Source organism: Actinoplanes missouriensis 431, assembly GCF_000284295.1.
Classification (GTDB): domain Bacteria; phylum Actinomycetota; class Actinomycetes; order Mycobacteriales; family Micromonosporaceae; genus Actinoplanes; species Actinoplanes missouriensis.
Window position 1 is genome coordinate 3,953,214 of record NC_017093.1, and the last position, 14,375, is coordinate 3,967,588.

General features: G+C 69.0%; 12 protein-coding genes. 5 read left to right on the forward strand and 7 right to left on the reverse strand.

Going from position 1 to position 14,375, the window contains the following annotated elements:
* The 5 genes from AMIS_RS18560 to AMIS_RS18580 all read right to left on the reverse strand — a co-directional run bounded on the left by AMIS_RS18560 (position 1) and on the right by AMIS_RS18580 (position 7,007).
* Positions 1–456, reverse strand: coding sequence for an Lrp/AsnC family transcriptional regulator (locus tag AMIS_RS18560; protein ID WP_197538038.1), 456 nt, complete (start codon positions 454–456; stop codon positions 1–3).
* A 99-nt stretch (positions 457–555) separates the two neighbouring features.
* Positions 556–1,836 (reverse strand): 4-aminobutyrate--2-oxoglutarate transaminase, encoded by a 1,281-nt coding sequence (gene gabT / locus AMIS_RS18565; RefSeq protein ID WP_014443885.1) that lies wholly within the window; start codon positions 1,834–1,836, stop codon positions 556–558.
* Between the two features lie 3 nt (positions 1,837–1,839).
* Positions 1,840–3,276 (reverse strand): gamma-aminobutyraldehyde dehydrogenase, encoded by a 1,437-nt coding sequence (locus AMIS_RS18570; protein ID WP_014443886.1) that lies wholly within the window; start codon positions 3,274–3,276, stop codon positions 1,840–1,842.
* Positions 3,277–3,379: 103 nt separating this feature from the next.
* Positions 3,380–4,585 carry a PP2C family protein-serine/threonine phosphatase gene (locus AMIS_RS18575; protein WP_014443887.1) on the reverse strand — a complete coding sequence of 402 codons (1,206 nt, stop codon included), beginning with the start codon at positions 4,583–4,585 and terminating at the stop codon, positions 3,380–3,382.
* A gap of 46 nt (positions 4,586–4,631) precedes the next feature.
* Positions 4,632–7,007, reverse strand: a complete 2,376-nt coding sequence (locus tag AMIS_RS18580) for a glycoside hydrolase family 3 N-terminal domain-containing protein (RefSeq protein WP_231859340.1) — start codon at positions 7,005–7,007, stop codon at positions 4,632–4,634.
* A gap of 342 nt (positions 7,008–7,349) precedes the next feature.
* Here AMIS_RS18580 and AMIS_RS18585 point away from each other — a divergent pair, with 342 nt between their 5' ends.
* Genes AMIS_RS18585 through AMIS_RS18595 form a run of 3 tightly spaced genes read left to right on the forward strand, consistent with a single transcriptional unit; the run spans position 7,350 to position 10,491 of the window.
* Entirely contained in the window at positions 7,350–8,669 is a 1,320-nt protein-coding gene (locus tag AMIS_RS18585) for an extracellular solute-binding protein (RefSeq protein WP_014443889.1), read from the forward strand.
* On the forward strand, positions 8,666–9,592 hold the full coding sequence (locus tag AMIS_RS18590) for a carbohydrate ABC transporter permease (RefSeq protein ID WP_014443890.1): 927 nt from the start codon (positions 8,666–8,668) through the stop codon (positions 9,590–9,592). Before AMIS_RS18585 ends, AMIS_RS18590 begins: the two co-directional genes overlap by 4 nt.
* Before the next feature lie 2 nt (positions 9,593–9,594).
* Positions 9,595–10,491 (forward strand): carbohydrate ABC transporter permease, encoded by an 897-nt coding sequence (locus AMIS_RS18595; protein ID WP_014443891.1) that lies wholly within the window; start codon positions 9,595–9,597, stop codon positions 10,489–10,491.
* On the opposite strand, the gene AMIS_RS18600 is transcribed toward AMIS_RS18595, so the two are convergent.
* Entirely contained in the window at positions 10,468–11,487 is a 1,020-nt protein-coding gene (locus AMIS_RS18600; RefSeq protein ID WP_014443892.1) for a LacI family DNA-binding transcriptional regulator, read from the reverse strand. The two genes, AMIS_RS18595 and AMIS_RS18600, sit on opposite strands and share 24 nt — an antisense overlap.
* 230 nt (positions 11,488–11,717) lie before the next feature.
* On the opposite strand from AMIS_RS18600, the gene AMIS_RS40645 reads away from it, so the two are divergent.
* Positions 11,718–12,146 carry a DUF402 domain-containing protein gene (locus AMIS_RS40645; RefSeq protein WP_014443893.1) on the forward strand — a complete coding sequence of 143 codons (429 nt, stop codon included), beginning with the start codon at positions 11,718–11,720 and terminating at the stop codon, positions 12,144–12,146.
* 28 nt (positions 12,147–12,174) lie between these two features.
* Here the strand turns inward: AMIS_RS40645 and AMIS_RS40650 are convergent, their stop codons facing one another.
* Complete coding sequence (locus AMIS_RS40650) at positions 12,175–13,236, reverse strand: hypothetical protein (RefSeq protein WP_014443894.1); 1,062 nt, start codon at positions 13,234–13,236, stop codon at positions 12,175–12,177.
* Positions 13,237–13,612: 376 nt separating this feature from the next.
* On the opposite strand from AMIS_RS40650, the gene AMIS_RS18615 reads away from it, so the two are divergent.
* Positions 13,613–14,305: a tropomyosin gene (locus AMIS_RS18615; protein WP_157434926.1), complete on the forward strand. Its 693-nt coding sequence runs from the start codon at positions 13,613–13,615 to the stop codon at positions 14,303–14,305.
* Positions 14,306–14,375: the final 70 nt, after the last annotated feature.

A 14,375-nucleotide genomic window follows, 5' to 3' on the forward strand; every position in this document is an offset into this window, starting at 1 on the left:
TTAACGTGTTCCCCAGGCGTAGGTCTGTTTGGCGAGTTTCAGGTACATGAAGGTGTCGGCCTCGGTGACGCCCTTGACCGTGCGGATCTTCTCGTTGAGCAGGTCCAGCAGGTGCTCGTCGTCGGTGCAGACCAGCTCGACGAGCAGGTCGTAGCGTCCCGCGCAGATCACCACGTAGTCGACCTCGGGGATGGCGGCGATCTCGTCGGCGATCTGCCGCAGGTCGCCGGTGACGCGCAGGCCGACCATCGCCTGCCGGGCGAAGCCCAGGGTCAGCGGGTCGGTCACGGCCACTATCTGCATGAGGTCGTTGTCGAGCAGACGCTGCACCCGCTGGCGCACCGCCGCCTCGGAGAGGCCGATCGTCTTCGCGAGCGTCGCGTAGGACATCCGGCCGTCGCGCTGTAGATGCTCGATGATCTGCTTGTTGATCTCGTCCAGAGCCACGTCGGTCACTACGCGATTCTTGCCTGCGGAGATTGGCGAGAGCAAAGTGACCGAGCCTTTCGGGGGAGTGGTCCCGGCGCCCACGCACAGGTGAGCGCCGGGAACAGGTCAACTCAGGGCGGACCGCAGGATCTCGATACCGCGCCCGAGGTCCTCATCGGAGATCACCAGCGGCGGCAGGAACCGCAGCACGTTGCCGTAGGTGCCGCAGGTCAGCGTGAGCAGCCCGGCCTCGTGACAGGCCTTGGACACCGCGGCGGTCCGCACCGGGTCCGGCTCCAGCCCGCCCGGCTGCACCAGCTCGATCGCGATCATCGCGCCCCGACCGCGCACCTCGGCGATGCCGGGATCCGTCTCGGCCAGCGAGCGCAGCGCCGGGACCAGCACCGACTCGATGTGCCGCGCGGAGGCGGCCAGGTCGAGCTCGCGCATCGTCTCGATCGCGGCGAGCGCGGCGGCGCAGGCCACCGGGTTGCCGCCGTAGGTGCCGCCGAGCCCGCCGGCGTGCACCGCGTCCATCAGCTCGGCCCGGCCGGTCACGGCGGCGATCGGCAGCCCGCCGCCCATCCCCTTGGCCGTGGTGATCAGATCCGGCTCGACGCCCTCGTCCGCACAGGCGAACCACGATCCGGTACGGGCGAACCCGGTCTGGATCTCGTCGGCGATGAAGACGACCCCGTTGTGCTTCGCCCACGCCGCCAGCGCCGGCAGGAAGCCCCGGGCCGGCACCACGAACCCGCCCTCGCCCTGGATCGGCTCGATCAGCACGGCGGCCACGTTGTCCGCGCCGACCTGCTTCTCGATCACGTCGATCGCCCGGCGGGCCGCCTCCGCGCCGTCCAGGCCGCCGTCGCGCAGCGGGTAGGACATCGGCGCCCGGTAGACCTCCGGGGCGAACGGCCCGAACCGGTGCTTGTACGGCATGTTCTTCGCGGTCAGCGCCATGGTCAGGTTGGTCCGGCCGTGGTACGCGTGGTCGAACACCACGACCGCCTGCCGCCCGGTGGCGTGCCGTGCGATCTTGACGGCGTTCTCCACGGCCTCGGCGCCGGAGTTGAACAGCGCCGCCCGCTTCTCGAACGCGCCGGGGGTCAGCGCGATCAGCTGCTCGCAGACCGCCACGTACGACTCGTAGGGCGCGACCATGAAGCAGGTGTGCGTGAACCGCTCGACCTGCTGGCGGACCGCCTCAACGACGCGCGGCGCGGCGTTGCCCACGTTGGTGACCGCGATGCCGGACGCGAAGTCGATCCACTCCCGGCCGTCCACGTCGGTCAGCGTGCCGCCGCCGGCGTGGTCGATGTAGGAGGAGATGGTGGATCCGACGCCGCGGGCCACTGCCGCGAGCCGCCGCTTGTGCAGTTCTTCGGACGACGAGGAGGAGGACATGGCTCAGGCTCCGACGTTGTGCATGACGTGCTTGATACGGGTGTAGTCCTCCAACCCGTACACGGAAAGGTCCTTGCCGTGCCCGGAGTGCTTGAAACCGCCGTGCGGCATCTCGGCGACCAGCGGGATGTGGCAGTTGACCCAGACGCAGCCGAAGTCCAGCTTCTGCGTCATCCGCATGGCGGTGCCGTGGTCCTTGGTCCAGACGCTGGAGGCCAGCGCGTACTCGACGCCGTTGGCGTAGGCGAGCGCCTCGTCCTCCCCGGTGAACTTCTGGACCGTGATGACCGGGCCGAACACCTCGTTCTGGATGATCTCGTCGGTCTGCTGGAGGCCGGAGACCACGGTGGGCGACCAGAAGTAGCCGCGCTCGCCGACCCGCGCGCCACCGGCCTGCAGCACCGCGTGGTCCGGCAACCGGTCGATGAACCCGGCGACCCGGGCCAGCTGGCCGGCGTTGTTGACCGGGCCGTAGAGCACGTCCTCGTCGTCCGGCGCGCCGGTGCGGATCCCCTTGGCCTGCTCGGCCAGCGCCGCCACGAACTCGTCGTAGACGCCGGCCTGCACCAGCACACGGGTCGCGGCCGTGCAGTCCTGACCGGCGTTGAAGTAGCCCGCCTCGGCGATCGACGCGGCGGCGGCCGCCACGTCGGCGTCGTCGAAGACCACGACCGGGGCCTTGCCGCCCAGCTCCAGGTGGGTGCGCTTGAGGTCGGCGGCGGCCGAGCCGGCCACCTCCATGCCGGCCCGGACCGAGCCGGTGATCGACACCATCTGCGGGGTCCTGTGCTCGACCAGGGCGCGGCCGGTGCCGCGGTCGCCGAGGACCACGTTGAAGACGCCGGCCGGGAAGAACTCGGCGGCGATCTCGGCCAGCTTCACCGTGGTGACCGGGGTGGTGTCGGACGGCTTGAGCACCACCGCGTTGCCCGCGGCGAGCGCCGGCGCGATCTTCCAGACCGCCATCAGCAGCGGGTAGTTCCAGGGCGTGACCTGCGCGCAGACGCCGATCGGCTCGCGCCGCACGTAGCTCTCGAAGCCGTTCATGTACTGCCCGGCGGAGCGGCCCTCGAGCAGGCGGGCGGCGCCGGCGAAGAAGCGGATCTGGTCGATCGCCGGTGGCAGCTCCTCGCTGGCGGTCAGGCCGAGCGGCTTGCCGGTGTTCTGCGACTCGAGGGAGACCAGTTCGTCGGCGCGCGCCTCGATCGCGTCGGCGAACTTGAGCAGCGCCCGCTGCCGGTCGCTCGGTGTGGTGGCGCGCCAGTCCTCGAACGCGGTCGCGGCGGCCTGCATGGCCCGATCGACGTCCTCGGGCCCGGAGACGGGCGCCGACGCGAACACCTCGCCGGTCGACGGGTCGATCAGATCCTCGTAGCGTCCCTCGGCGGGCGCGACGGCCTCGCCGGCGACGAAGTTGTGCAGAACCGTCTTGGCGCTCATCCGGCCTCCAGCTGTGGTATCAGTGCATGCGGCCCCATCTTTTCCGCTGAATCCGTGGCGAACAAGAGGGTTCAGAGATTTTTCCGTACCGGAAACAGGCGCGCTATGGATGGCGCCGCAGCGCGAGGACCGCCACGTCGTCGGCGGGCTGGTCCACGCCCGCATCCGCCATGACGGTAACGCACACGTCTTCCGCAGGGGCCGCCCGAACCGTGCCGGTCAGCCGGTCGAGCCCGATGTCGATCACCTGATCGCGGCGCTCGACGAGGCCGTCGGTGTAGCAGAGCAGCACCGCGCCGGGCACCAGCGCCAGCGTGCTGCTGCGCCGGGAGCGCGCGTGCCGGCCCACGCCGAGCGGCGGGTCCACGATGCAGTCGGCGAGCATGGCCGGCCGGCCCGGCACGGCGACGACCGGGCGCAGGTGCCCGGCCGAGGAGAGCACCACCCGGTCGCGCGACGGGCTCACCATCACGTAGAGCGCGGTGGTCAGGCTGCCCGCCTCGAAGTGCTGGACCTTGCGGTCCAGCAGGGTCAGCGCCTGCGCCGGGTCGTCGCAGATCATCGCGTACGCCCGGAGCGCGCTGCGGATCCGTCCCATCACCACCGCCGAGGCGAGCCCGTGACCCGACACGTCGCCGATCACCACGCCGAGCCAGCCGGAGGGGAGCAGGAAGACGTCGTACCAGTCGCCGCCGACCCCGGCCGCGTGGCCCGGCACGTAGCGTGCGGCCAGCTCGACGCCGGGCACCTCGGGCAGCCGCGCCGGCAGCAGGCTGCGCTGCAGTGCCAGCGCGGCCTGCTGCTCCAGCTTCGCGGAGCGGATCCGCCCGGCGAGCCCGGCCCGGTCGGCGACGAGTTCGAGCAGGGCCACGTCGTCGTCGCTGAAGTCGCGCCGGCTCAGCGAGCCGATGTGCAGCACGCCGATCAGGTCGGCGCCGGCCACGATCGGCACGCCGAGCAGCGAGCGGATCCCCTTCTCCAGCAGCAGCGGGTTGACCACGTCGCCCTCGGTCACGTCGGGCAGGCGCACCGGCCGGCGGGTGGCCGCGATCCGCCCGGCGAACCCCTGCCCGACCGCGACCCGGAAGCCCTCCCGGACCTCCTCCTCCAAACCCTTCGCCGCGGTCGCGACGAGCTGCCGCGCGTGCTCGTCGAGCAGCAGGATCGCCGCGGTGTCCACGTCGAGCAGGTCGCGCACCCGGTCCAGCAGCTCGTCGAGCAGATCGGAGACGTCGAGCCGGGACAGCGTCGCATCGGTGACCGCCTCGAGACGGCGCAGCCGCTCGTCGTCGTTGATGCGTCGGGGCACACCGAAAGCCTAGTGTTCACCGTGGTCCGCGCGATGCGGCAACCCGTCACGAATCAGCGGGACGCACCTCCGCCCCGGTGATCAGCTGCCGCCCCGGTCCGGCCTCGCGGATCGCGCCGGTGAGCTCGACGGATCCCGCGCAGGGCAGCTCGCCGGCCGAGACGCCGACGGAAATCCGCAGCTCACCGGGTTCCACGATGCGCCGCATCCGGGCGCCGGTGAACGCGGTGCGGTCGGTGTGCACGGTGAACACCACGTCGGCGGCCGCGCCCGGCGCCAGCTCGACCCGCTGGAAGCCGGTCAGCTGTTTCACCGGACGGGTGACCTCGGCGACCGGGTCGGTGAGGTAGAGCTGGACCACCTCGGCCCCGGCCCGGTCCCCGGTGTTGGTGACCCGCACGGTCGCGGTGAACGCGCCGTCGGTCGGCACCCGCGCCTCGCTGAGCCGCAGATCGTCCACCGTGAACGTGGTGTAGGAGCGGCCGTGACCGAACGGGAACAGCGGCGTCGGGTCCAGGTTGCTGGTGCCGGTGTGCACCACGCCGAGGCGCGGCTGCAGGTAGGTGCCCGGCTGCCCGCCCGGGTGCCGGGGGATCTGCACCGGGAGCTTGCCGCTGGGCTGGACCCGGCCGGAGAGCACCCCGGCGATCGCGGCGGCGCCCTCCTCGCCCGGCATGAACGCCTGGACCAGCGCGGCCGCGCGACCGGCGACCTCACCGAGCGCGTACGGCCGGCCGGAGACCACCACCACGACGACCGGCTTGCCGGTGGCGAGCAGCGCGCCGAGCAGCTCGGACTGCACGCCGGGCAGTCGCAGGTCCGCGGCGTCGCAGCCCTCGCCGGAGGTGCCCGCGCCGAACAGCCCGGCCAGGTCACCGACGAAGGCCACCGTCACGTCGGTCTCCTCGGCCGCGGCCACCGCCCCGGCGAAACCGGAACGGTCCGGGTCGCTGACGTGACAGCCGGCCGCGTACACGATGGCGCCGGCGCCGAACTCGGCCTCCATCGCCTCGCGCGGGGTGGGCAGCGCGATGCCCGCGTCCACCCCCGGATAGCGCGGCAGGACGTGGTTGGGAAAGGCATAGCAGCCCAGGAGGGTACGGGCGTCGTCCGCGCACGGGCCGACCACGGCGATCCGGGCGGGCATTGCGGTCTTGGTGGGCATTGCGGTCCCGGTGGGCATTGCGGTCTCGGTGGGCATGGCGAGCGGCAGCACCGTGCCCGGGTCGAGCAGCACGATCGAGCGTTCGGCGATGTCCCGGGCGAGCGCGCGGTTGGCGGCCGAGTCCAGGTCGACGGTGGACGCGCCGGCCACGGCGGCCTCCGGCGTCCAGTCCGCGTCGAGCAGGCCCAGCTCCGCCTTCTGGGTGAGCAGGCGGCGGGCGGCGCGGTCGACCAGACTCTCGGGGACCTCGCCGGACCGTACCCGGGAAATGAGCTCGTCGCCGTAACCGATGGTGTCCGGAAGCTCCACGTCGATGCCCGCCTCGAGCGCGCGGACGCCGGCGCCGCCGGCGTCCGCGGCGATCCCGTGGTTCATCGCCAGGAACGGGACCGCCCAGTAGTCCGAGACGACCGTGCCGGTGAAGCCCCACTCGTCGCGCAGCAGGTCGGTGAGCAGCCACGGGTCGGCGCCGGCCGGCACGCCGTCGATGTCGGAGTAGGAGTTCATCACCGAGCCGGCGCCGCCACCGTTGCGGCTGACCGGGGCGATCGCGGTCTCGAACGGCGGCAGGATCACGTCGAGCAGCTCGCGGCGGCCCATCGGCACCGGGCCGTGGTTGCGGGCGCCGCGGGAGGCGCTGTATCCGGCGAAGTGCTTCAGCGTGGCGATCACCCCGGCGCTCTGCAGGCCGCGCACGTAGGCGGCGCCGACCAGCGACACCAGGTACGGGTCCTCGCCGATCGCCTCCTCGACCCGGCCCCAGCGGTAGTCGCGGACCACGTCGAGCACCGGGGAGAGTCCCTGCTGGACGCCGAGCGCCGCCATGTCCCGCCCGATCGCCGCGGCCATCCGCTCGATCAGGTCCGGGTCGAACGTCGCTCCCCACGCGGTGGCCGACGGATAGACGGTGGCGCCGTGCGCGGTGAAACCGGTGAGGCACTCCTCGTGGACGATCGCCGGGATGCCGAGCCGGGACGAGGCCATCACGATCCGCTGCTGGCGGACCAGTTCGGCGGCGCCCTCGGCGACGGTCACCGGGTAGCTGCCGTAGACGCGGGTGAGGTGACCGAGACCGTGCCGGCTCGCGTCCTCGAGGGCGGCTCCGGTCGAGAACTCGTCCTCCATCGGTGCCACATTGTGATTCGTTTCCGGTTCCGGGCCGGCCGCTCCGGTGGCACCTTTGTCCTTGCCGAGCCAGCGGCTGCCGAGTTGCGCAACTTTTTCTTCCAGGCTCATCTCCGCGAGCAGCAACTCCACACGCTGGGCTATCGGGAGCCCAGGGTCGCGCCAGGGCTGATTCGGCTGATCTGTTGTCAAGGAAATCCTCCGAAACTTTCAGTTTCTGCGGTTCAGCGGCGCGGGGGTCCTGCCGCGGCTTTCGACGGTGCGCCGACGATGCCTACTCTCGCGCTGTGAGCACTGTTACGGCAAGGGTCTTGACACCTGTGACGGCGAAACCCTACGTTAACGAAACCTCGCGTCAAGTTGCGGCGGGTACCCGAAACTTTCGAAACTTAACCGGTTCGGAGAAATCGGCGCCCGCCATCGCCATATCGCCAGCCGTGCCCCGACGCGGCTTCTTCGAATACGGAGACCAGCGTGAAACGCAGGAATTTCTTGACCCTCTCCGCCGGAGCCGCGGCGGGTGCCGCCCTCGCCGCGTGTGGCAGTTCCGGTCCCTCCGAGAGCACCACCGGCACCGGTTCCGGCGCCGAGGCGAGCTACTGGTTCCTCAGCGGCCCACCCGGTGAGCCGATCCGCCAGGGCGCGGTCGACCGGTTCAACAAGGCGAACTCCGGCGGCCAGATCAAGGTCACCACGTTCCAGAACGACGCCTACAAGGACAAGCTGAAGACCGCGCTCGGCGCCGGCCAGGCCCCCAGCATCATCTGGGGCTGGGGCGGCGGCGGCCTCAAGAGCTACGTCGACAACAACCAGGTCGACGACCTCACCGACTGGTTCGCGCAGAACGCCGCGGTCAAGGACCGGCTCTTCCCGGCCTCGTTCGGCCCGGCCACGATCAACGACAAGATCTACGCGATGCCGTGCGAGACGGTCCAGCCGATCGTCATGTTCTACAACAAAGAGGTCTTCGAGAAGAACAAGCTCACCCCGCCGGAGACCTGGGGCCAGGTGATGGAGCTGGTGCCGAAGCTGAACGCGGCCGGCGTCGCGCCGTTCTCGCTCGGCGGCCAGTCCCGCTGGACCAACATGATGTGGCTGGAGTTCCTCTTCGACCGCATCGGCGGACCCGAGGTGTTCCAGGCCGTCTTCGACGGCGAGGCCAACGCGTGGAACAACCCGGCGTCGCTCAAGGGCCTCACCGAGATCCAGAACCTGATCAAGGCGAACGGCTTCGTCAAGGGCTTCTCCTCGATCACCGCCGACTCCAACGCCGACCAGGCGCTGCTCTACCGGGGCAAGGCGGCCATGATGCTGCACGGCTCCTGGTCCTACGGCATCATCTCGGCCGAGGGCGGCAGCTTCATCAAGGACGGCAAGCTCGGCTACATGAGCTTCCCGACCGTCGAGGGCGGCACCGGCGACCCGAGCAACACCGTCGGCAACGCCGGCCAGTTCCTCTCGATCTACTCGAAGGCCAGTGACGCGCAGAAGGAGACCGCGAAGAACTTCTTCAAGAGCCTCCTCGACGACACCGAGCAGCAGGGCTGGATCGAGACCGGTGGCGTGCCGATCGTCAAGGGCGCGGACGCCAAGCTCGCCGCCTCGCCGGACAAGGACTTCCTGAACTTCATCTACCAGGTGTCCAGCAACGCGAAGTACTTCGGCCAGTCCTGGGACCAGGCGCTGAGCCCGACGGCCGCCGAGACGCTACTCGACAACATCGCGAAGCTGTTCCAGATGCAGATCTCCCCGCAGCAGTTCGCCGACAACATGAACCAGGTCATCGGCAAATGACGATCGCTCCGCCCGTAGTGCACACCGCTCCGCCTGCCGCGTCCAGCGGCGGGCGGAGCGGTTCCGTCACCTGGATGGCGTGGCCGGCCGTGGTCGCGTTCGTGGCGTTCGGGGTCGTACCCCTGATCGGTGTTCTGCTCCTGAGCTTCACCTCGTGGAACCGGCTGAGCCAGGACATCCCGTTCACCGGCCTGGACAGCTGGCGCACCGTGCTCAGCGACCCGCAGCTGCCGCACGCCCTCTGGGTCACCTTCCTGATCATGGCGCTCTCCTGGCTGTTCCAGACGCCGATCTCGCTGCTGCTCGGCGTCTTCATCGCCGCACAGAAGCGGTACCGGTCGGTGCTCGCCGTGCTCTTCTTCATCCCGCTGCTGCTCAGCCAGGCCGCCATCTCGATCACCTACAAGGCGCTGCTGGACCCGAACTTCGGTCTCGGCGCCGGCCTCGGGTTCGAGTTCCTCCAGCAGGACTGGCTCGGTGACAGCACGCTGGCGCTCTGCGTCGTGGTGTTCGTGGTGTCCTGGCAGTTCATCCCGTTCCACACGCTGATCTACCAGGGCGGCATCCGGCAGATCCCGGCGTCGATGTACGAGGCCGCCCAGATTGACGGGGCGAACCGGGTACGGCAGTTCTTCAGCATCACGCTGCCGCAGCTCAAGTACACGATCATCACGTCGTCGACGCTGATGGTGGTCGGCTCGCTGACGTTCTTCGACCTGATCTGGGTGCTCACCGCCGGCGGCCCCGGCGACGCGACCCGGGCGCTGGCCGTCGACATGTACCAGCGCGGTTTCAAGGCCGACCTGATGGGCCCGGCCAGCGCCATCGCGGTGATCCTGGTCCTCGTCGGCCTGGCGCTCGCGCTCGGCCTGCGCCGGCTGGGCGGCCGGGACGCGTCGGCGAGCCAGCTCGAGGGGGTCTGAGGATGACGACTCTGATGGACAAACGGGACGTGTCTCGCACCGAGCGTGCCGCCCCCCGGAAGAAGCGCGGCCTCGGTCTGCGTCACTACAACTACCTGGGCGGCCTGGGCGGCTGGCTCTGGCTGATCGTCGTGCTGCTGCCGATCTACTGGATCGTCATCACCAGCTTCAAGCTGCAGTCCGACTACTACGCCACCAACCCGCTGGTGCCGCCGTCGAACCCGACGCTGGAGAACTACCGGTTCGTGCTGGAGAACGACTTCGTCCGGTACTTCGTCAACAGCGTGATCGTCACCGTCGGGGCGGTCGGACCGGCCGTGCTGGTGTCGTTCATGGCGGCGTACGCGATTGTCCGCGGCAGCGCGGCGAGCCGGTTCCTGCGCGGGGTCAACGGCCTGTTCCTGATGGGCCTGGCCATCCCGCTCCAGGCGGTGATCATCCCGATCTACCTGCTCATCATCAAACTGCAGATGTACGACACGCTCGGCGCGATCATCCTGCCGTCGCTCGCGTTCGCGATCCCGCTCTCCGTGCTCGTCCTCGGCAACTTCGTCCGTGACGTGCCGAAGGAGCTCTTCGAGTCGATGCGGATGGACGGCGCCACCGAGTGGGGCACACTGTGGCGGCTCGCCTTCCCGCTGACCCGCCCCGCCCTGGTGACGGTCACCATCTACCAGGGACTGACCGTGTGGAACGGCTTCATCCTGCCGCTGATCCTGACCCAGACCCCGGAACAGCGCACGCTGCCGCTGGCGCTCTGGAGTTTCCAGGGTCAGTACAGCGTGAACATCCCGGCCGTGCTCGCCTCGGTTGTGCTCACCACACTGCCGATCCTGACGCTCTACATCATCGGGCGCCGGCAGCTGCTCAGTGGTCTAACCGCGGGTTTCTCCAAGTGAGGCCGTGCTCTCTCGCACCATCAACTTGGTGACCAGCTCCACCCGGGGAGTCTCGATGGTCTCGCCGCGCGACAACCGCAGGACGGTGCGCGCGGCGAGCGCCCCCATCTCAGCGAGCGGCTGCCGGACCGTGGTGAGCGGGGGAGAGGCCCACCGCGACTCCGGCAGGTCGTCGAACCCGACCACGCTGAGCTGATCCGGCACCCGCAGCCCGCGCCGCCGCGCCGCCTCGCACGCGCCGAGCGCCATCAAGTCGCTGGACGCGAAGATCGCGGTCGGCGGGTTCTCCAGCCCGAGCAGCTTGTTCGCGGCCGCGAACCCGGACTCGTGCCGGAAGTCGCCGGTCTCGATCAGCTCCTCCTCGGCCCGCAGCCCGGCCGCCTCCAGGGCCGCGCGGTACCCGTCCAGCCGGGCCCGGCTGCAGAGCAGATCCTTCGGCCCGGCGACGAACCCGATCCGCCGGTGCCCCAGCGACAGCAGATGATCGGTGGCGGTCCGCCCGCCGGACCAGTTCGTCGCACCGATCGTCGGCACGTCCGCGGCCGCCCCACCCGCCGGATCGATGATCACCACGGGCACCTTGAGCCGGTGCAGCTCGGCGTGGATCGGCTCGGCCACGTCCGAGGTCACGAAGATGACGCCGTCCGACGCGCGCGCCCGCAGGTTCTGCAGCCACTGCCGGGCGGCGGTCGTCCGGTGATGAACCTGGGACACGACGGTGCCGACCCCGGCCGCGTGGCTGACGTCCTCCACGCCGCGGATCAACTCGAGCGCCCACGGGCTGTCCAGATCGTTGAAGACCAGGTCGACGAGCCGGGCCCGGCCGGAATGCCGAGAGTTGCGGGGCCGATAGTCGTGCTCGCGGAGAAGCCGCTCGATCAGCTCCCGGGTCTGCGGCGACACGTCGGAGCGACCGTTGAGCACGCGGGACACCGTCGGAACCGACACACCGGCGGCTTCCGCGATGGCCGCGATGGTCACACGTTGCCTGGCCATGGCCATGGGAGCGCTCCTTACGGCCGGGCGCTGCCCGCTGCAACTTCCGGTCCCGGCATCGAAATCATGCCACGCCGCGTCCGCGCACTCCACCGCCCCGTCCGCGCGTTGTCATCGCACCGCCATCTTGAGCGATGAGTCGTTGTCGAGCAGCTTCTTCCTCATCTGGTCGGCCTGGAGTCCGCTGAGCCGACCGGGGGCGATGCCCGACCACCGCCGCCTCTGCGCAGATGGCCCTCACCAGCGGCAACGACCTGCTCTATCGGGACTACCGCGGCGACGGACAACTCGTCTTGGTCATGCCGCAGCGGGTCATCGCTGATGACGAGCGAGGGGCGCTGACCTGGCGGCCGATCGGCACACCATGGCTGTGCCGCCGGACCACCGACACGTTCGACCACGCCCTCGATATCGTGGTAACCCCGGACCGGCAGTGGCGCTGGAAAGATGAGCACGAATACCTCGAACGCGCCGGACATCCCGACTACTGGACCGTTGAACAGGCCGCCGATATCCGGGCCGAAGGCGATTGCGTCACTCGAGACATCAATGCCGCTGCGTTCCCGTTCGACGGCACATGGTGCGACTTCCGCCCCGACGTAACCTGGGTATCGCCTACCCTGCCGCACACAGGATGGGACCGGCCCCGCGTCAGCTAAACGCCCGAGCGGTGACTTCGAAGGGTGACTAGCCTTCGGCAAGTTCAGGAAAGGCTGCACGAGTATCGGCGAACGCCTGCTGATATCCGTCTCGGCCATAGACGAAGGCGAGACCTACGAGCACTTCCAGAACCGCGGCGAGCGAGTCGTCCAACGCCGAGCGGAACACGGTGCTGGCCGCCCAATCCTCCGGCGATTCCTCATAGTCACCGTCCGGAGGCACCGGCACGGACGTCCGAGCCGGCGGCGAACGGTGAAACAACAGGTTGATGTGGGCGGGTTCGTCGAACGGCGCGGGAACACGCTCCCCACGACGCAGCGCGGCGACCGCGGGAGCGAAGTCAGGCCGGTCGATCAATCCAGTTTGCTCAAGGCATCGCAACGAAGCCCAGGCGGCGACCCGGCGGTGCACCTGGTCGGGGAGTTGCGACAGCGTGAACTCAAGGTCGATGTCCAGCTTCGAAATCAGCGGCAAGGCGAGGCCTTCGACCTCACGCAGACGTTTGTTCGGCACGCGGTCGCCCCAGCGGTCACCAACTTCGGCGTCATCCCATTCGTGCAGGTCATCCTCGCCGGCCTGTGCGTGACCATCGGCCGGCCGGTGCCTGTGGTGCCACGCCGCCCATGAGGTGGACTCTTTCACGATGCGGTCCGGTGCGAGAGGTGCTGGCCAGAACTGCAGCAGGTACGAGGAGTCCGGGGCATCCTCGGAAACGTCAGCGCCGTCTACGCCGCGCACGTTGTATCGGACCATGTAGGCGCCGGGCGGTAGCGCGAGCCGATAGAGATCACCGTCGCCGATCTCGAGGTGAACCTCTCCGTGAGCCGGCCGGAACAGCGCTTCCACGATCTCGTCCCAGGCATCGTCAACCGGCGGTTCGCCATCGTGCAGCTCCACCCGTAACGGAACCCATCCAGTGTGCGTGGCCATCCGCAACTCAAGTTGCCCCGGAACCGCGGCACCGCAGAGTCCGTTCTCCTGACCGAGCCACGCCGCGCCCGAATCGACCGGTTCGTCGCCGCTGAAGACCGACCCCATCCCATAGGTGACGAACAGCCGAGGTTCGTCCAACAGAACCTTCGTGAGCATCGGCAACAACCTTGCCACCTGCGATTCCTGGCCGTTGGCAATCAGAGGAACAAGCAACCCACAGACCGATCAAACTAAGATCAATCACTCTCCGTGGGACAGAACCGAGTTCGGGAGCCAGATATACGCGACTTCCGATGCCACGCCTGTTAGCACCGCCTGAGGTCTCTCGGAGCACGGACGCGCGGAACTGTCCAGGAGAGTGCACAGCTCCATGGCTCAAATCGCTTGCGGCTGTCCGCCTCCGGCGGTGACCGTGGCGACTGTGATAGATCGGACTGATGCCCCGCAGCTGCTATCCACCCTCTCTTCAGAGCACCGGGACCTACTCGCGGGCTTGGTGCGTCGCCACGAAGCGGACTACGGAGAGGATTTTGTGGGACTGGTCTTGTCCGGCTCGGCAGGTCGCGGCATGGCGACGGAGAGGTCCGATCTCGATGTCTTCACCGTGCTCGCCGACACCGGCGGACGTGGGCCCCAGACGAGCCGTTCCGCGGAACTGGACGAGACCATCGTTGCGATCTCTGACCTCGAGCGGGTGCCGTCATTCGGCACTGAGGGATGGTGGTACCGCTGGTCGTTCGCTTGGGCCCCGGTGCTGTTGGATCGCACCGAAGGGCGATTGGCATCGGCGCTTCATCGGCAAGCCTCGGTCACCGCTGACGAAGCCGAATCAATTCTCGTCGAGCATGACCGGCTCGACGGCTGGCTCAATTTCGCCTATCGCACTCTCAAGAACGACCGCGACGGACGCTCGCTGGAACGACGCTTGGACGCCGCCGAGTCGATCCCTTGGCTCCTGGATGTCATCTTCACGCTGGAAGGACGTGTGCGCCCCTACCACAAGTACCTTCCCTGGGAACTCCGCCAGCACCCCCTTACCCTCTGGCCCGCCGAGGAACTGATCGCCTTGCTGACCGCCACCCTGGATGGTGACCCATCGGCGATCCGAGCGACTTTTCAGCGTGTCGAAACGTCGTGTGCTGCCTTCGACAGTCAGGTCGCGATCCCCGTCCTCACCCCGATCATCGAAAGCTGGGGCGACGCGTTGCAGATTCTGAGGCACTGAAACCACGTGGCCCTGGCGCCTGCGCTCGTGACTTGCGTCTTCCGGGGCCATCAACCGCTGCATGGTTGTC